This window comes from Mesorhizobium sp. M6A.T.Cr.TU.014.01.1.1, from assembly GCF_004022765.1.
GTDB lineage: Bacteria > Pseudomonadota > Alphaproteobacteria > Rhizobiales > Rhizobiaceae > Mesorhizobium > Mesorhizobium mediterraneum.
Genome location: NZ_RZPG01000001.1, coordinates 498,878 through 515,598, shown reverse-complemented (window position 1 = coordinate 515,598; position 16,721 = coordinate 498,878). Strand labels below are relative to the sequence as shown.

The 16,721-nt window shown below is 62.9% G+C and carries 15 protein-coding genes; 11 read left to right on the top strand and 4 right to left on the bottom strand.

All coding sequences use genetic code 11. The features are described 5' to 3' along the window. Positions 1–116: 116 nt before the first annotated feature. Complete coding sequence (gene fabI, locus EN885_RS02340; protein WP_095486201.1) at positions 117–935, top strand: enoyl-ACP reductase FabI; 819 nt, start codon at positions 117–119, stop codon at positions 933–935. Positions 936–980: 45 nt separating this feature from the next. Further along, a complete protein-coding gene (locus EN885_RS02335) occupies positions 981–1,568 on the top strand; it encodes a histidine phosphatase family protein (protein ID WP_128242483.1) in 588 nt (195 codons plus the stop codon). 208 nt (positions 1,569–1,776) lie between these two features. Here the strand turns inward: EN885_RS02335 and EN885_RS02330 are convergent, their stop codons facing one another. Continuing rightward, positions 1,777–2,691, bottom strand: coding sequence for a DUF1194 domain-containing protein (locus tag EN885_RS02330; protein ID WP_164897762.1), 915 nt, complete (start codon positions 2,689–2,691; stop codon positions 1,777–1,779). A 205-nt stretch (positions 2,692–2,896) separates the two neighbouring features. Here EN885_RS02330 and EN885_RS02325 point away from each other — a divergent pair, with 205 nt between their 5' ends. The 3 genes from EN885_RS02325 (at position 2,897) to EN885_RS02320 (ending at position 5,280) form a co-directional block, all read left to right on the top strand. Beyond that, complete coding sequence (locus tag EN885_RS02325) at positions 2,897–4,003, top strand: helix-turn-helix transcriptional regulator (RefSeq protein ID WP_128242481.1); 1,107 nt, start codon at positions 2,897–2,899, stop codon at positions 4,001–4,003. Positions 4,004–4,107: 104 nt separating this feature from the next. Further along, positions 4,108–4,242, top strand: a complete 135-nt coding sequence (locus EN885_RS34630) for a hypothetical protein (protein WP_281033155.1) — start codon at positions 4,108–4,110, stop codon at positions 4,240–4,242. A 117-nt stretch (positions 4,243–4,359) separates the two neighbouring features. Next, positions 4,360–5,280, top strand: coding sequence for a LysR family transcriptional regulator (locus tag EN885_RS02320; RefSeq protein ID WP_245492984.1), 921 nt, complete (start codon positions 4,360–4,362; stop codon positions 5,278–5,280). Positions 5,281–5,317: 37 nt separating this feature from the next. On the opposite strand, the gene EN885_RS02315 is transcribed toward EN885_RS02320, so the two are convergent. Further along, entirely contained in the window at positions 5,318–6,307 is a 990-nt protein-coding gene (locus EN885_RS02315) for an MBL fold metallo-hydrolase (RefSeq protein WP_128242480.1), read from the bottom strand. A gap of 525 nt (positions 6,308–6,832) precedes the next feature. Then, the gene (locus EN885_RS02310) at positions 6,833–7,096 is read right to left on the bottom strand and encodes a DUF1344 domain-containing protein (protein ID WP_128242504.1); all 264 of its coding nucleotides are present in this window, start codon (positions 7,094–7,096) and stop codon (positions 6,833–6,835) included. A gap of 282 nt (positions 7,097–7,378) precedes the next feature. Between EN885_RS02310 and aroC the strand changes: the two genes are divergently transcribed. From aroC to EN885_RS02280, 6 genes are all read left to right on the top strand, one after another. After that, on the top strand, positions 7,379–8,479 hold the full coding sequence (aroC, locus tag EN885_RS02305) for a chorismate synthase (RefSeq protein WP_128242479.1): 1,101 nt from the start codon (positions 7,379–7,381) through the stop codon (positions 8,477–8,479). A gap of 123 nt (positions 8,480–8,602) precedes the next feature. Continuing rightward, positions 8,603–9,703 (top strand): 3,4-dihydroxy-2-butanone-4-phosphate synthase, encoded by a 1,101-nt coding sequence (gene ribB, locus EN885_RS02300; RefSeq protein ID WP_126103254.1) that lies wholly within the window; start codon positions 8,603–8,605, stop codon positions 9,701–9,703. A gap of 494 nt (positions 9,704–10,197) precedes the next feature. Then, entirely contained in the window at positions 10,198–10,851 is a 654-nt protein-coding gene (gene paoA, locus EN885_RS02295; protein WP_128242478.1) for an aldehyde dehydrogenase iron-sulfur subunit PaoA, read from the top strand. Beyond that, positions 10,848–11,795, top strand: coding sequence for a xanthine dehydrogenase family protein subunit M (locus EN885_RS02290; protein WP_128242477.1), 948 nt, complete (start codon positions 10,848–10,850; stop codon positions 11,793–11,795). The genes paoA and EN885_RS02290 overlap by 4 nt, the downstream gene beginning before the upstream one ends. A gap of 3 nt (positions 11,796–11,798) precedes the next feature. Continuing rightward, positions 11,799–13,994: an aldehyde oxidoreductase molybdenum-binding subunit PaoC gene (gene paoC / locus EN885_RS02285; RefSeq protein WP_128335156.1), complete on the top strand. Its 2,196-nt coding sequence runs from the start codon at positions 11,799–11,801 to the stop codon at positions 13,992–13,994. 149 nt (positions 13,995–14,143) lie between these two features. Further along, complete coding sequence (locus tag EN885_RS02280; RefSeq protein WP_128242475.1) at positions 14,144–15,364, top strand: carboxymuconolactone decarboxylase family protein; 1,221 nt, start codon at positions 14,144–14,146, stop codon at positions 15,362–15,364. 101 nt (positions 15,365–15,465) lie between these two features. Here EN885_RS02280 and EN885_RS02275 read toward each other — a convergent pair whose 3' ends face one another. After that, positions 15,466–16,689 (bottom strand): MFS transporter, encoded by a 1,224-nt coding sequence (locus EN885_RS02275; RefSeq protein WP_095486191.1) that lies wholly within the window; start codon positions 16,687–16,689, stop codon positions 15,466–15,468. Positions 16,690–16,721: the final 32 nt, after the last annotated feature.

Sequence of the window (16,721 nt, the reverse complement as noted above, 5' to 3'; positions counted from 1 at the left end):
CGATCCTCCGGGCCGGAAGGTCAGGTGGGCGGGCACTGTCCGTTTTGAGCGCTTGAAGGGACTCTGTGCCTGTGCGATAGGCACTCCACAAAGCAGAAATTGCGGAGAGCGCTCACATGGCGGGTGGACAAGGCATTATGGCCGGCAAGCGCGGGCTTGTGCTTGGCGTCGCGAACAATCGGTCGATCGCCTTCGGCATAGCCAAGGCCTGCGTCGACCACGGCGCCGAGATCGCGTTGACCTATCAGGGCGAGGCGTTCAAGAAGCGCGTCGAGCCGCTGGCGGCGGAACTCAACGCCCATGTCGCCGGCCATTGCGACGTCACCGATCCGGCAACGCTCGATGCGGTCTTCGACGACATCGCCAAGCATTGGGGCAAGCTCGATTTCCTCGTCCACGCCATCGCCTTTTCCGATAAGGACGAGCTGACGGGCCGCTATGTCGAGACGACGCGTGACAATTTCCTGCGCACTATGGACATTTCGGTGTTTTCTTTCACCACCATCGCCAAGCGCGCCGAGGCGCTGATGACCGATGGCGGCTCGCTGCTGACATTGACCTATTACGGCGCGGAAAAAGTGATGCCGCACTACAACGTCATGGGTGTCGCCAAGGCAGCGCTCGAAGCCAGCGTGCGCTATCTGGCGGTCGACCTCGGCGGGAAGAAGATCCGCGTCAACGCCATCTCCGCCGGTCCGATCAAGACGCTCGCCGCCTCCGGCATCGGCGATTTTCGCTACATACTGAAGTGGAATGAATACAATTCACCGCTGAAGCAGACGGTGACGCAGGAGGAAGTCGGCGATTCAGCGGTCTATTTCCTGTCCAACCTTTCACGCGGCGTCACCGGCGAGATCCACCATGTCGATTCCGGCTACCATGTCGTCGGCATGAAGGCGGTCGACGCGCCTGATATTTCGACCGTCAAGGAATAGACCCTCCTCGAACTCTCCCGCTTCCCGCCTGCTCTGGATGACCTGATGTATCCGCTCGTCTACATCGCGCGCCACGGCCAGACGGAGTGGAACGCCGAGGCCCGGCTGCAAGGACAGGCCGACACCGACCTCAACGCGCTCGGCCGCGAGCAGGCGACCCGCAACGGTCTTCGGCTGGGCGAATTCGTTCATAACCCTGGAGATTTCGACTTTGTCGCCAGCCCGATGCGGCGGACGCGCGAGACCATGGAGCGCATCCGCGCTGCGATGAAGCTCGATCCGCAAGCTTACCGCACCGATCCTCGCCTTGTCGAAATGAGTTTCGGCGACTGGCAGGGTTTCACCTTTCCCGAACTCGAGGCCCGGCATTTGGGCTCGGCCAAGGAGAGGCGCTTCGACAAATGGAATTTCCTGCCGCCCGGCGAGGGCGCCGAAAGCTATCAAATGCTGCTCGAACGGATAAAGCCGTGGTTCGACGCGCTAGACCGCCAGACGGTCTGCGTGACCCATGGCGGCGTCGTGCGGGCCCTGTTCCGCATGGTGCTGGGAATGCCCGAGAAAGAAGCCGCAAACCTGGATGTGCCGCAGGATCGCTTGCTCAGGCTAGAAGGACGACGCCTGGAGTGGCTCTAAGGGGCGAAATCCAATCATTCGGAACGACCGGGGTTCTGCTTCTTCTCGGACATTGATGCCAAGTCGGGGACGACGGAAAGTTGACCCGAAGCAGCCCATTGCCAAGCCAGAATGCCGTCTCAAATGCCGCCATTCTGGGGAAACCGCCGGCGGCGGTTGGTACGGCCTTTGCAAAGGGGGATGCGGTCCCGCTCTGCTATGTCTCAAATCAAGGCCCCCAGGCAAACTTGACATCCTGCACGTGCTCAAGCCGATTGTGCGACAAACCGGCAATCTCCGTGACGATCTTGCGGCGGAGGACAGGAAAATAGTCGTCTATCGTACGAGCTGTAGTCGCGAAGCTGTTGGGACCCCCGGCAACGTGGCTGTAGAGATAATCGGTTGGGTGCTGCCACGCTCCTTCGTCTGGGTCGAGGCTGACGGCTAGGTCCCTAAGTGGTAGCACCGGCGCGGGGATGGCAAGCGCATTGATGATGTGGCCCATGGCCAAGGCATGGTCCCGCGCGGCCTCTGGGGCAGGACCATCATTATTGGGTCCATTCGCTGAGATGTCGATAATCGTGCGGTCGGGTGTGGCGGGGCAGTGGGCCAGGCTCTGAGAGGCATAGGAAATGGCCCAGCTGAGGCTGGTGTGGCCAAGGCGGTCCTGACCGGGCCGGTTGCGTATATCTCGAATAACGTCAGCTGCCTCTCGTGCGCCGCGCGCATTCTCTATGATGCGCCAAGGCAATATGGTGTGGGCGGCACGATGGCTAGACCACTCGACATAGGTAACAGCGATCCGCCCCGTGCGGGTCACGGCTATGGCGGACACAACGTCAGGGTGGCTCAACGCTTGGGCGTGACCCTCACGCTGCATATGGGCTGTGCCATCAGCGATGCTGGCCGATATATCAGCGGCCAGGACGAGGCACACGTCAACCGCAGCGTCGGCCTTCTGCGCGTGGACGGATGCAGCTGGGATAAAGAAGCTCGTGCAGATGATGAGGGTGCGCACGAATGCGCCCAAGTGTTTTGGTGCGACTGCGGGGCTCGCCATAGGGGCGTGGAGAGTTCCGTTGTTAGGGGCAATGACGCCATTGATGTGGATGGTGCGTCCGCCGTGCGTTGCAATTTCAGCCACCGATCCCCCCATTCCCAAAGACACTTTTCGACCCAGCGACGTTCGCCCGGCTCCCAAAGGCTGTTCTTATAGAAATCCAAATTCTGCGCATGCCCCAACAGGGTCAGACGAGGTACTAGTCCTGCGTATCAGGTGCCCCTCGGCCGCGGACGACTGGAAGTTTCAAGTTAGCTAATATAAGGTCCGATTTCTTCTCGGATGCGGGATGGAGATGGGCGCGTTCGATCTCGACGCAGTGGGCAATGCCATAGCGGAAGCGGCGGCCGACCCGACGCGCTGGGATGCTGCAATGGACGTGGCTGCGGACGCCACTGGAAGCTTTGGCGCAATGCTATTCGACGCGAAAGGGCATCTCCCCGGCATACCGAAAAGTCGCCGAATGGGTCCATCGCTCGAGACATACATCAAGGATGGCTGGATCGACCGGGACGACCGATACAAGCTGTTGCCTCTGTTGGTTCGCAGAGGAGCCGTCAGCGAGCTTGACGTCCTGACGCCCGAGGAAATCGCCAGGCATCCCTACTATCAGGAATTTCTCGCGCCATTCGGTCTGCGGTGGTTTGCGGGTGTGAAGGTTGCGGCAGGCGATGACCTCTGGTGCCTGTCGATCCAGAGGTCGATCCAGCAAGGCCCTTTTTCGCCATCAGAGATGCAGAGCTTTGCCGACTTCTCAAGACAGTTGGGTTCCGCGGCCGCGTTCGCGAGAATGCTGAGCTTCGCGCGGGCCGAAGGCGCGATGGATGCATTCAGCGCAAGCGGCACGCCTGCGGTGATGCTTGACCGGAACGCCACCGTGATCCTGGTGAACGAACCTGCAGAGAGACTGTTCGGTCGAGACCTTTGGGTGACCGGCCGCCATTTGGCTTGTGCCGACAAGAACGCCACCGATGCCCTCAAGCGCGCATTTCATGTGCTGCTGCGAAATCCGACCCCGCCAGCAATGGCGAACCCTGTCTCGCTGCCCCGCCTCGGAGGCAGACCTCTGCTAGCCTACCTCATGCGCCTGCCAAGAATTACCACGAATGCCTTTGCATCCTGTCAGATAGTTGTCTGCTTTGTCGATCCGGACATTCATCCTCAGCCGTCGGAGGTTGCCTTGCGGACTTGCTTCGGGCTGACCCCTGCCGAGGCGAGACTGGCTCGCCGGATTTCATCGGGCGCAGAGTTGAAGGCCGTCGCGGATGACCTGGGAGTCTCCTACGAAACCGCCAGGAATCAACTGAAAGCCGTCTTCGCCAAAACCGAGACCCATCGCCAGCCGGAACTGGTCGCGTTGCTCGCGAAAATAGCCAGCACCGCTCAAGCTGATTGACCAGAAAACACGGGCCTGTACCCAAAGGCCGGGACGGGTCAATCATCTGCAGGCAGCGATTGCCGGGCGACGCCGATCGCTCCGAGTATTGAAGGAGAAACGATATGAAGGTCGCGCCCAAGGCATTGCTGCAAATGCTGGGCGATCCCGACAGGGACAAAGCCAGGCGGGTTCTTCAGGCGATGTACGAGATGACGAAGATCATCATCGCGGACCTCGAGCGCGCTTACCGGGGCTAACGAACTCGCAAGCCGGCCAAAGCAGAGGAGGGCAGCGCTTTGCCTGTGAGCCAACAGTGCGATACGAGGGGCCTCTGCAGTGGGTCCATGCTGCTTTAACCTGAGGGACGAGCCCAATTGCGCGAACGTATGCTAGAGATCGACGGGGGGCTGCTCCTAACCCTCGATGCTCTTCTGAAGGAACTGAACGTCACCCATGCCGCAGCTCGGCTCGGCATCACGCAGCCCGCTCTTTCCGCTCGTTTGCTTCGGCTGCGGCAGTTGTTTGGCGACCAACTGTTGATCCCGGCATCATCCGGCCGCGGGATGGTGCCGACACCGCACGCCGCCGCGCTCCAGCCCGAACTCGCCAAGCTGATCGAGCGATTGCGCGAGTTCGCGAACGTAGCGCAGTTCTTCGACCCCGCCACCAGCCGCCGCGTCTTCCGGATCGCCGCAACGGACAATCCAGCCGCCATTCTCGCACCGGAACTCATCCCTTTCCTGAAGGCGAAGGCACCTCACATCCGCCTCGCTTTTGTGCTTCCGGACAAAGCCCGGATCGCCGCTCACCTAGAGCAGGGTGACATCGACCTCTTCATCGGCGCGGCCGAGGACGCAGCGGGTGGACTGATCGGAAGGACACTGTTCGACGAGGCGTTCGTCACAGCACAGCGCAAGGATCATCCAAGGGGTAGCAAGCCCTTCGATCTGGATGAGTTCTGCTCGCTTGACCACCTCCTGATCTCGACCAGCGGAGGCAGCTTCTCCGGCATGATCGACGAGGCGCTGGCCGCCCTCGGACGTGAGCGCCGGGTCTCGGTCTCTATCCAGAGCTATGCGCTTGCCCCTTTGGTGCTGATGGGCAGCGACTGCATTTGCACCCTGCCGCGCCGTTTCCTGCAGCGCTTCACCACGTCGCTCGATCTCTTCGAGCCTCCCCTGGCCCTCGCCAAGTTTCAGATGTCCGCCTTCTGGCATCAGCGCATGAGCGGCGATCCCGCTCATGGCTGGCTACGTGAACAGGTGTTTCAGACGGCGCGGGCCCAAGGCCGCTAAGCGGGCCTGGTGATCGCTTGCCGCCTCGGCCCTTAGTCTACTGCCCTTGGCTTTCTTCACGGTTCCGGTACTCAGCCGGGTGCCAAGTGAACGAGCCGCCGCCCTCGGCGCGGATGTGCCCGACGCCGGGAAACGGGAGATGAGGCGCGGCAACGAGTTGGCGAGTGTCCGCGAAGGCCGAAAAGGTCTTCTGCCGCACTGCTACCGCCTCTCCCGGGTTGACGTCGTATAAGATGGTGACTGCGGGATCGGGAAACTGCACGGCCGCGACGTGGATGACGTCGCCGATAAAGGCGATCGAATGCCCCTTGCTTGATACCGTGAAGAAGGCGCTGCCTGGCGTGTGACCGGGATGCAGCGTCGCCACGATTCCCGGGAGGATTGTTTCGTCGTCGGAGAACGTCCTGACCTTGCCCGCCCGCTGATAGACGCCGATCGTCTTTTCGGCTTCGTCGAAGTACTGGCGGGCGTAGCCTGTCCTTTCCGAGTTCGACGCGTCCAGGAAGAAGGTGAGATCGGGTGCTCCGACGTGAACCGTTGCGTTGACGAAGACAGGCTTGCCGTCGGCGACAAGGCCACCGGTATGGTCGGTGTGGATATGAGTGATGAGGATGTCCGTGACGTCCTGCGGCATAACACCGATGCTGGCGAGGCTGTCGCGCAGCTTCCCACCGTTGCCTGGCCCGAAGAGTTGCCCCGAACCCGTGTCGACAAGGATGAGCCGCTCGACGTCCCGGATCAGGAAGGCGTTGATGGAAGCTTCCACCGGGTTGGACAGGAACGCGTGGTTGAGGTGCTCGTCGACCTCCGCAGGTGACGTCCCTGTCAGGAGCGCGTGCAGGTCCTGCGGAACGGTGCCGTCGGACAAAGCAACGATGCCGAGCTCGCCCAGCGGAAACGCGTAAGTGTCAGTGGTTTGCGAGTAAGCGGCAGTGGCGTTGGGAGCCGCGCTTTCGGACAAGGCCGGCACGGCCGTGCCGAGCAGCAAGCTTATGGCGGTCGAGGCGAGAAGGATACGGAAGGTCATGATTGCTGAGGTCCTTGTGGTTGTCGGTGGACCCTGGTTACGGGTTGTGCGCTTCGGATTGAAATTCGATAGCTGGATCGGACCTATCGACGAGCCTTATACCTCTCGAAGCGGAAGCACTGGGGAGATCGGTCGCGTGGATGCCTTCTGGCCGGCGCACGATCACTGAGGAGAGATTGCTGAATTTCCTATATGAACAGACCGTCTGTCCGAGCACGCACAGCTACATCGCAGTGCGGTGCGCCGGTGGTTGAGCTTCAAACAAGGCAAGGCGAAGCAAGGGCGGTGTCCATCCAGACTCGCACCTTTATGAGCACTTTCGGCTCGTAGGTCTGACTGGGCCTAGTCCATGTCGCCCAAAAGTGCGCAGCGGCTTTGGGATAACGACATGCATAAAAACAAAGGCTTAAAGCGGCCAGCTGAATGAGTTTTGACCAAGACCATGATCCCGAACCGAGGTTCGGACAAGATCGTGGGTCAAACGGACTTCATCCGTGCCTTTGGGATGGGGCAGCCGGGAAGGCTCTATTCGGTTGAATCGCTGTCCGGCAATTGCATGTCGGTGATGACGTTCTCGCCGTTTGTCTCGTCATAGGCGATCACGATATCCATGCCGGGTTTTAGCGCCTCAAGATCGGTTTCGGCATTCAGCTTGTAGGATTTGCCGTCGTCGAGTGTCAGCGTCAACGTGTCCTTGTCGACCTCTTTGATCAGGCCTTCGGTTTGGCCGGCGAAGGCGGCGGTCGAAATCAGCAATGTGGCGGCAACGGCGCCGATCAGGATACGCATCATCATCCTCTTATCATTGCGCCGGCACGGTGGCGGCGAGTGTTCAACGGGCAGATGGAGCTGACCAGAAACCAACCGAATGTGTCAAAACTAAATCCGCTGGATCACAGTTTGACCACTGCTGAAAACGCCAATAGAAGGCAGACTACAGCGCCGCGCGTCCTCTTGGGCGCGCAAAGGACGCTGTGGCACTTTTGATTTTGCGCAGGATCCTTTCCGAAAGTCGCTCCGATTTTCAGGGTCATGCGCAAGGCGGCTCCGACGCCGGCAGGGCTGGTTTTCATGTCTCACAATACGTTTGGCCATCTTTTCCGCGTCACCACCTGGGGCGAAAGCCATGGCGCGGCGCTCGGCTGCGTGGTCGACGGCTGTCCGCCCGGCATCCGCTTCACACGCGCGGAGGTCCAGGCCGAACTCGACAAGCGTCGCCCGGGTCAATCGCGTTTTGTGACGCAGCGTCGCGAACCCGACGAGGTCAAGATCCTGTCCGGCTTCATCCTGGATGAGGACGGCGAGACCATGATCACCACCGGCACGCCGGTGTCGATGCTGATCGAGAATGTCGACCAGCGCTCCAAGGACTATGGCGAGATCGCCCGCCAGTACCGGCCGGGTCATGCCGATTACACCTACGACACCAAATACGGCCTGCGCGATCATCGCGGTGGCGGCCGCTCTTCGGCCCGCGAGACGGCGGCGCGGGTGGCGGCCGGAGCCTTGGCCCGCAAGGTCGTGCCCGGCATGGTCGTGCGCGGGGCGCTGGTGTCGATGGGCGAAAAACGAATAGACCGCGCAAACTGGAACTGGAATTTCGTCGGCGATGCCGAAAACCCGTTCTTCACGCCCGATCCGGCGTCAGTCGCCGTGTTCGCCGCGTATCTCGACGGCATCCGCAAGGCGGGTTCCTCGGTCGGTGCGGTCATCGAGATCGTTGCCGACGGCGTTCCGGCAGGCCTTGGGGCGCCGATCTACGCAAAGCTCGACCAGGATATCGCCTCGGGCCTGATGTCGATCAACGCCGTCAAGGGTGTCGAGATCGGCAACGGCTTCGAGGCCGCCCGCATCAGCGGCGAAGAGAATGCCGACGAGATGCGCATGGGCAATGACGGCAAGCCGGTCTTCCTGTCCAACAATGCCGGCGGCATCCTCGGCGGCATCTCGACCGGCCAGGCGATCGTCGCGCGCTTCGCCGTCAAGCCGACCTCCTCGATCCTGACGCCGCGAAAGTCGATCGACAAGGATGGCAACGACGTCGAGATCATGACCAAGGGCCGGCACGATCCGTGCGTCGGCATCCGCGCCGTGCCGATCGGCGAGGCCATGGTTGCCTGCGCGATCGCGGATCACTATCTGCGTCATCGGGGACAGACGGGAAGGCAGTAGGGCAGTAGGGCAGTAGGGCAGTAGGGCAGTAGGGCCCGCTGTCACTGAGCCCGCAATTTTTTCCTTTCCCCTACTGCCGTACTGCCCTATTCCCCTACTCCCCTGCGAGTGAAACGAGCGCCTATGTCTTACGACCAGAAGAAAATCGTCGAAGCTCTGCGCGCCTTCGAACGCGGCGAGATCGTCGTCGTCATGGACGACGACGGGCGCGAGAACGAGGGCGACCTGATCGTTGCCGCCGTCCATTGCACGCCGGAGAAGATGGCGTTCATCGTCCGCAACACCTCCGGCATCGTCTGCACGCCGATGCCGCGCGAGGAAGCCAAGCGCCTCAACCTGTCGCCGATGGTCGCCGACAATGATTCGGCCCACACCACCGCCTTCACCGTCAGCGTCGATTTCAAGCACGGCACCACGACAGGCATTTCGGCCGACGACCGCACATTGACCGTGCGCAACCTTGCCAACGGCAATGTCGGCGCTTCCGATTTCGTCCGCCCCGGTCACATCTTTCCGCTGATCGCGCGCGAAGGCGGCGTGCTGATGCGTTCGGGCCATACCGAAGCCGCGGTCGACCTGTGCAAGCTCGCCGGCCTGCCGCCGGTCGGTGTCATTTCCGAGCTGGTCAACGATGACGGCACCGTGATGCGCGGCCCGCAGGTGCAGGCCTTCGCCGAAAAGAACGGATTGAAGCAGATTTCGGTCGCCGATCTCATCGCTTACCGCCAGCGCAAGGAAACACTGGTCGAGCGTGTCGCCTGTTCGGACATCGACACGCCTGGCGGCAAGGCGCAGGTCTTCACCTACACGCTGCCGTGGGATTCGATGCACCATGTGGCGATCGTCTTTGGCGACATCCGCGACGGCGAGGAGGTGCCGGTGCGGCTGCATTCCGAAGACGTGGTGACGGATGTTTTCGGCACCAGCCACAGGCTTGACGGCATCATGAAATCGATGGGCGAGCGCCGACGCGGCGTTATCGTCTATTTGCGTGAAGGCTCGGTCGGCGTCGCCCATCAGGAGCGCAAGCGGCCGGCTGCCGAAGACCGCGAGGACCATGAAGAAGCGCGCCGCCGCGAAAACGAATGGCGCGAGATCGGCCTCGGCGCGCAAATCTTGAAGGATCTGGGCATTTCCTCGATCAACCTGATCGCCTCGCGCGAGCGCCACTACGTCGGCCTTGAAGGCTTCGGCATCCATATCGCCAACACCGAAATTCTCTAGAGGCGGGGCGTCCCGCACTCCCTGTTGGCCTCTGCTTGACGGCCTCAGCGCTGTGTGGCTCAGGGGTAAATTGCGGCGTCCCGAACTCGCCGCAGCGCGCGTGAAGCTGCGCTCCTCCGCACCTGCCAGAAAGCCACTCAGGCCGGCAAGCTCCTCATGTCGTATTCATGAAGTTCCGATTTGCGCAATGATCTGGACGCAGTGAGCGGCGCTGCCGGCTTTGACAGGCCCGCGGATACGCCGCGCCTTTCTACGCGTCTGCCTGACGGCCACTTCCGCCAGATGAATGATAAGCCGCGCGCCAGCATTCATGACGCTCACGCATAAGAGCATGCGGAATTGAGCCACTAATCGCGAGCGCTGCTCAAACTATCTTCCTGTTGGGACAGCTCGGTCCCCGATCGCCACGACCAACAGGACGTTGCCGAAAAATCGGCACGCCTTCAGCGGCCATTGATGTGCTCGCTCTGACAGAGAAGAGGATCAAAAGCGACATGACGACCTCCGCAGACTTTAGTATCACCAGACGGGATCTGTTGATGGCAGGAGCCGCCTCCGCGGTAATGACCGCGGCGCCATCCGGGGCGAACGCTCAAGCTGGCACTGGTGATATGCCTTCCGCCGTCGGCGAACCTGCCATGTCGAAAGTAGCCATCACTGTGAATGGCGAGGCCCGCGAACTGGACCTCGACACGCGGACCACGCTGCTCGATGCGTTGCGCGAGCACCTGCATCTCACCGGCACCAAGAAGGGCTGCGATCACGGCCAGTGCGGCGCTTGCACGGTGATGGTCGACGGCCAACGGATCAATTCATGCCTGACGCTCGCCGTGATGCACGAAGGCGATACCATCACCACCATCGAAGGGCTCGGCGCGCCTCAGAACCTGAACGCGATGCAGGCTGCCTTCGTGAAGCATGACGGTTACCAGTGTGGCTATTGCACGCCCGGGCAAATCTGCTCCGCCGTGGCGGTGCTGGACGAGATCAGGGCGGGCATCCCGAGCCACGTGAGCGGTGATTTGACCGCAACGCCGCAAGCCACAGTCGCCGAACTGCGCGAGCGGATGAGCGGCAACATCTGCCGTTGCGGCGCCTATTCCAACATCGTCGAAGCGATCGCCGAGGTCGCCGGGAGGCCGGCATGAGATCCTTCACCTATGAGCGCGCGAGTTCTCCTGCGGAAGCAGCTGCCGCGGCGAGTGCCGAAGGCGCCAAGTTCATTGCCGGCGGCACCAACCTGCTCGATCTGATGAAGCTCGAAATCGAAACGCCGACGCACCTGATCGACGTCAACGATCTCGCGCTCGATAGGATCGAGACCACGCCAGAGGGCGGGTTGCGCATCGGCGCCCTGGTGCGCAACACCGATCTCGCCGCGGATGAGCGCGTGCGACGCGACTATGGCCTGCTCTCTCGCGCGCTGCTCGCCGGTGCCTCGGGCCAGCTGCGCAACAAGGCGACCACCGCGGGCAACCTGCTGCAGCGCACGCGCTGCCCCTATTTCTACGACACCAACCAGCCATGCAACAAACGCCAGCCCGGCAGCGGCTGTGCCGCGATCGGCGGGTTCAGCCGTCAGCATGCCGTGATCGGCGCAAGCGAGATGTGCATCGCAACCCATCCGAGCGACATGGCCGTGGCGATGCGGGCGCTCGACGCAACAGTGGAGACGGTGCGCCCCGACGGCACGGCGCGGAACATACCCATCGCCGAATTCCACCGGCTGCCCGGCGACACGCCGCATGTCGAGAACGCACTCATACCTGGCGAGCTGATCACCGCAGTCACGCTGCCCAGACCGGTGGGCGGAACGCATATCTATCACAAGGTGCGCGACCGGGCTTCCTATGCCTTCGCGCTGGTCTCGGTCGGTGCAATCGTGCAGCGCGACGGCACCGGGCACATCGCTCTCGGCGGCGTGGCGCACAAGCCGTGGCGTGTCGAGGCGGCCGAGGCCGAGTTGCCGCGCGGCGCCAAGGCCGTAGCGGAGCAGCTGCTGGCCGACGCCAAGCCGACGCAAGAGAATGCATTCAAGCTGCCGCTGGTCGAGCGCACGCTCGCCGCGGTTCTGGCGGAAGCAAGGACCTGACCGATGAGATTCGATCCCCCCGCCACGACCAATCCGATCGATCAGCTCAAGATCGTCGGCAAGCCTACCGATCGGATCGACGGTCCGCTCAAGACCACAGGCACTGCGCCCTATGCCTATGAGTGGAACGATGTCGTACCCAACCAGGCCTATGGCTACGTGGTCGGCTCGGCCATCGCCAAGGGCCGGATCGCCTCGATCGATTTGACCAAAGCCAGGGCCGCGCCAGGCGTGCTGGCCATCGTCACGGCTGAAAACGCCGGCAAACTCGGCAAAGGTGACTGGAACACAGCCAAGCTGCTCGGCGGTCCCGACATCCAGCATTATCATCAGGCGATCGCGCTCGTCGTCGCCGAGACGTTCGAACAGGCGCGCGCCGCGGCACAGCTGGTCCGCGTCGACTATATCCGAGCCCAGGGCGCGTTCGACCTCGAGAGCGCCAAGGGTTCCGCGGTCGTGCCGGATGGGGCCACGCCTGATACCGCGGTCGGCGACTTCGCCAGCGCCTTTGCCAGTGCGCCGGTCGAGCTTGATGCGACCTACACGACGCCCGATCAAGGGCACGCGATGATAGAGCCGCATGCCTCGATCGCCGCCTGGGACGGGGATAAGCTCACGCTTTGGACCTCGAACCAGATGATCGCCTGGAGCACGGGGGACATGGCCAAGACGCTGGGCATCCCCAAGGAGAATATTCGCCTTATCTCGCCGTTCATCGGCGGTGGCTTTGGCGGCAAGCTGTTCGTGCGATCCGATGCGGTGCTTGCAGCTCTTGGCGCACGCGCCGCCCGGCGGCCGGTTAAGGTGGCGCTTGCGCGGCCTTTCATGTTCAACAACACCACGCACCGGCCGGCAACGATCCAGCGCATCCGTATCGGCGCGACCCGGGATGGCAAGATCACCGCGATCGGCCATGAAAGCTGGTCTGGCGACCTGCCCGGCGGCGGCCCAGAAAATGCAGTCCAGCAGACCCGCCTGCTCTATGCCGGCGCCAATCGCATGACCGCCACACGGCTTGCTGTGCTCGATCTGCCCGAAGGCAATGCGATGCGTGCGCCAGGCGAAGCGCCGGGCTTGATGGCGCTGGAGATCGCGATGGACGAGATGGCGGAAAAGCTCGACATCGATCCGGTCGAATTCCGCATCCTCAACGACACCCAGGTCGATCCTGAGAACCCGGATCGCCGGTTCTCGCAGCGCCAATTGGTCGAGTGCCTGCGCATCGGCGCCGACCGCTTCGGCTGGAAGACGCGCAACGTCAAGACCGGCCGGGTCCGCGAGGGGCGCTGGCTGATTGGTGTGGGTGTCGCCGCGGGTTTTCGCAACAACCTCTTGACGACGTCTGCCGCGCGCGTCCGGCTCGATCATCGTGGCGTCGTCACGGTCGAGACCGACATGACCGACATCGGCACCGGCAGCTACACGATCATCGCCCAGACGGCGGCGGAGATGATGGGCGTGCCGCTCGACAAGGTGGTGGTGCGGCTTGGCGACTCGAGCTTCCCGGTTTCGGCCGGCTCAGGTGGTCAATGGGGCGCCAACAACTCGACATCAGGCGTTTACGCCGCGTGCATCAAGCTACGCGAGGCGGTGACGCAAAAGCTTGGATTCAACTCTGCCGAGGCCCTCTTTGAGGATGGCAATGTCCGCTTGGGCAGTCGCAGCGCTTCGCTCGCCGAGGCCGCAGGTGAAGCAGGCCTCGTCGCCGAGGACGCGATAGAATATGGCAACCTCGCCAAACAATACCAGCAATCGACCTTTGCTGCTCACTTCGTTGAAGTCGGTGTCGACGCCGCAACCGGGGAGATCCGCGTGAGGCGGATGCTAGCGGTCTGTGCGGCCGGTCGTATCCTCAATCCCAAATCGGCGCGCAGCCAGGTCATCGGCGCCATGACCATGGGCGTCGGCGCGGCGCTGATGGAGGAGCTTGCAGTCGACAAGCGCCACGGCTTCTTCGTCAACCATGATCTCGCCGGCTATGAGGTGCCGGTCCATGCCGACATCCCGCGCCAGGAGGTGATCTTTCTCGACGAGACTGATCCGATTTCGTCGCCGATGAAGGCCAAGGGCGTCGGCGAGCTCGGCCTCTGCGGGGTCGGCGCGGCCATCGCCAACGCGGTCTACAACGCTAGCGGCGTGCGCGTGCGCGACTATCCGGTCACACTCGACAAGCTGCTTTCGGGTTTGCCCGAGATATGACTGTCCTCCCCGCGGCCACGCCTCGCGAGATTCTGTTCCTCGCAATGCCTCACTTTCGCTGGGCGCTGCCAAGCGCCACCGACTACGAGCGGTCGCCCCAAGCGCCCGCCTTCGAATGACAAGTCTCTATCTGGAATGGAGAATTCCTCATGAAGAAACTCGCGGCTTCCCTGGTGATCTCGTCGCTCGCCACCTCCGTCGGCGAGGCGCAGGAGCGGCCCGCAGGCCGGATCGCGCCGCCGGACGTCTATGTCGTGGCGCCTGGTCTTGGAGAGTACACGGACGACCTGCTGTTCGGCGACGTCTGGCTGCGCGACGAGCTCAAGCCTCGTGATCGCAGCATCGTCACCGTCTCGGCCCTGATTGCGTCGGGGCGGATTGCGCAGGTTGGCGGGCATGTCGGTCGCGCGCTCGACAACGGCGTCACCCCAAGCGAGATCGGCGAGATCATCACCCATCTCGCCTTTTACTCCGGCTGGCCGAACGCCATTTCCGCCGTCAACGCGACGAAGGAGATCTTCGATAAGCGCGGCATCGAGCCGGTTGCGGCCGAGGCGGGGCAGCAGCCACTAGAACTCGATCCAGCTTCCGAGGCGGCAAGGGCGGCGAGCGTGGACACGTCGACCGGCCCGGTCGTTCCGGCGCTTGCGGAATACACCAACCGCGTGCTCTTCGGCGATCTCTGGCGGCGGCCGCAGCTCTCGGCGCGCGACCGTAGCCTTGTCACCATCGCCGGTCTCATCGCAACGGGCAAAGCCGAGCAACTGCCTTTCCATCTAAGTCGCGGGATGGACAACGGCCTGACACGAACCGAGGTCGCGGAGGTTCCGACGCATCTGGCCTATTATGCTGGCTGGCCCAATGCGATGTCGGCTGTGCCGGTCCTGCGCGGGGTTTTTGAGGCTCGCAAAGCTGCTGCGCCAGGGGAAGCCGGTGCCGACGCGCTTTCTGTGCAAAAGCACGACCCAGAGGCCGCCGCCACGGGATCACCTGAAAACTTCACCGGCTCCGTGCGGGTCGAGTCGCGGTTTCAAGCCGAGGACCCGGCGCGAGTCGGCGGGGCGACGGTGAGCTTCGAGCCGGGTGCGCGCACGGCCTGGCATACGCATCCGCTTGGCCAGACGCTGATCGTCACCGCAGGCTGTGGCTGGGTACAAAGCGAAGGCGGGCCGATCGAGGAGGTGAGGCCTGGGGATGTGGTGAATATTCCGCCAAATGTTCGTCACTGGCATGGCGCTTCGAAGGGGGCCTCCATGACCCACGTGGCCGTGGCGGAGTCCCTCAATGGCAGTGCCGTCACCTGGATGGAGCAGGTGACGGACGACCAGTATGCCCGCGGCCCCGAAGCCGCCGATCAGTGCCGCGGCTGATTGCCGTGTCGGCCCCTCAGGCCGTCGCACCAGAGGCGGGCGGCCGTAGACGCCTTGGAGAGGAGGACGTCCGGCCCCGCTCGGGACCGGACGCATAGAGACTATTCGGCAGGAACCGCGGCTGCGTCGCATGCGGAGGTTTCGCAATCCGCCGTGGCAAGGCTGCGCTGGCCGGCGAGCACGATGACCAGCGCGATTGTGCCCGCCGCCACCGATACCAGGAACCCGCTCTGTGCGCCGAAGGCGTCCACCACCCATCCGGCGGCGAAGGAGCCAAGCGCCATGCCGATGCCTATGCCGGTCATGACCCAGGTGATGCCCTCGGTCAGCATTGCCTCCGGCACGCGCCGCTCGATCAGGCCGAATGCCGTGATGAAGGTCGGCGAGATCGCCACGCCGCTAACGAAGACGGCCAGTGCCAGAAGAGGCACCGTGTCGGCCACGAGCAGCGGCAGCGTGGTGAGCGCGATGATGGCGACCGCGATGGCAAGCTGAATTTGCAGCGGTGTTTTCAGGTTCATGGCGCCGATGATGATGCCGACGACGAACGATCCGAGCGCGTAGACGCCGATGACGAGGCTGGCGGCGCCCGGCTGGCCGAGCTCCTTGGTGATCGCCACTGTGCTCACCTCCGTGGTTGCGAAGGTCGCGCCGATGAAGATCAGGGCCAAGGTGATGATTTGGACCGGCCGCAGGCGGATTGCCGAGCCGCTCGAGCCCTGGTCGATCGGTCGCACTCGAGGCTCGGTCGAGCGCTGCAGGATGAAGGCTGTCGAGCCGAAGGCGAGGAACAATGTGCTCGCCAACATTCCCGCTTCTGGGAAAAGAGCGACGCTCAGGCCCACCGATAGCGATGCCCCGGCGATGTAGACCAGCTCGTCGGCCGCCGACTCGAACGCAAACGCGGTGTTCATCTCGGGGCGATCCCGGAAGAGCTCTGTCCAACGCGCGCGCACCATTGCCGGGATGCTGGGCATTGCAGCGGCCAGCAGCGCCGAGACGAATAGCGTCCATATCGGCCAGTCCTGATTGGCCGCCGCAATCAGCACCACGAAAGCGAGCACGGAAATGACAGTGGTGGGCACCACAATCCGCGCTTGGCCGAGGCGGTCCACCAGCCGCGATATCTGCGGCGCGGCGAAAGCATTGGCCAGCGCATATGTCGCGGAGACGGCGCCGGCCAGCCAGTACTCGCCATGTGTCTGCGACAGCATCGCGACGATCCCGATCGGAGCCATGGCCATCGGCATCCGGGCAACGAAGCCGGCTGCGGCGAAGCCCTTGGCTCCCCTTGCCTTGAAGATTTCGCGATAGGGATTGGGCATGTGAATACTCCTGGATTTTTGAGGCCGGGCCA

Bases quoted from the DNA above. Each gene is read 5' to 3' on its own strand.
- fabI (WP_095486201.1), top strand. From the start codon at position 117: ATGGCGGGTGGACAAGGCATTATGGCCGGCAAGCGCGGGCTTGTGCTT.
- EN885_RS02335 (WP_128242483.1), top strand. From the start codon at position 981: ATGTATCCGCTCGTCTACATCGCGCGCCACGGCCAGACGGAGTGGAAC.
- EN885_RS02325 (WP_128242481.1), top strand. From the start codon at position 2,897: ATGGAGATGGGCGCGTTCGATCTCGACGCAGTGGGCAATGCCATAGCG.
- EN885_RS34630 (WP_281033155.1), top strand. From the start codon at position 4,108: ATGAAGGTCGCGCCCAAGGCATTGCTGCAAATGCTGGGCGATCCCGAC.
- EN885_RS02315 (WP_128242480.1), bottom strand. From the start codon at position 6,307: ATGACCTTCCGTATCCTTCTCGCCTCGACCGCCATAAGCTTGCTGCTC.
- EN885_RS02310 (WP_128242504.1), bottom strand. From the start codon at position 7,096: ATGCGTATCCTGATCGGCGCCGTTGCCGCCACATTGCTGATTTCGACC.
- aroC (WP_128242479.1), top strand. From the start codon at position 7,379: ATGTCTCACAATACGTTTGGCCATCTTTTCCGCGTCACCACCTGGGGC.
- ribB (WP_126103254.1), top strand. From the start codon at position 8,603: ATGTCTTACGACCAGAAGAAAATCGTCGAAGCTCTGCGCGCCTTCGAA.
- paoA (WP_128242478.1), top strand. From the start codon at position 10,198: ATGACGACCTCCGCAGACTTTAGTATCACCAGACGGGATCTGTTGATG.
- EN885_RS02290 (WP_128242477.1), top strand. From the start codon at position 10,848: ATGAGATCCTTCACCTATGAGCGCGCGAGTTCTCCTGCGGAAGCAGCT.
- paoC (WP_128335156.1), top strand. From the start codon at position 11,799: ATGAGATTCGATCCCCCCGCCACGACCAATCCGATCGATCAGCTCAAG.
- EN885_RS02280 (WP_128242475.1), top strand. From the start codon at position 14,144: ATGAAGAAACTCGCGGCTTCCCTGGTGATCTCGTCGCTCGCCACCTCC.
- EN885_RS02275 (WP_095486191.1), bottom strand. From the start codon at position 16,689: ATGCCCAATCCCTATCGCGAAATCTTCAAGGCAAGGGGAGCCAAGGGC.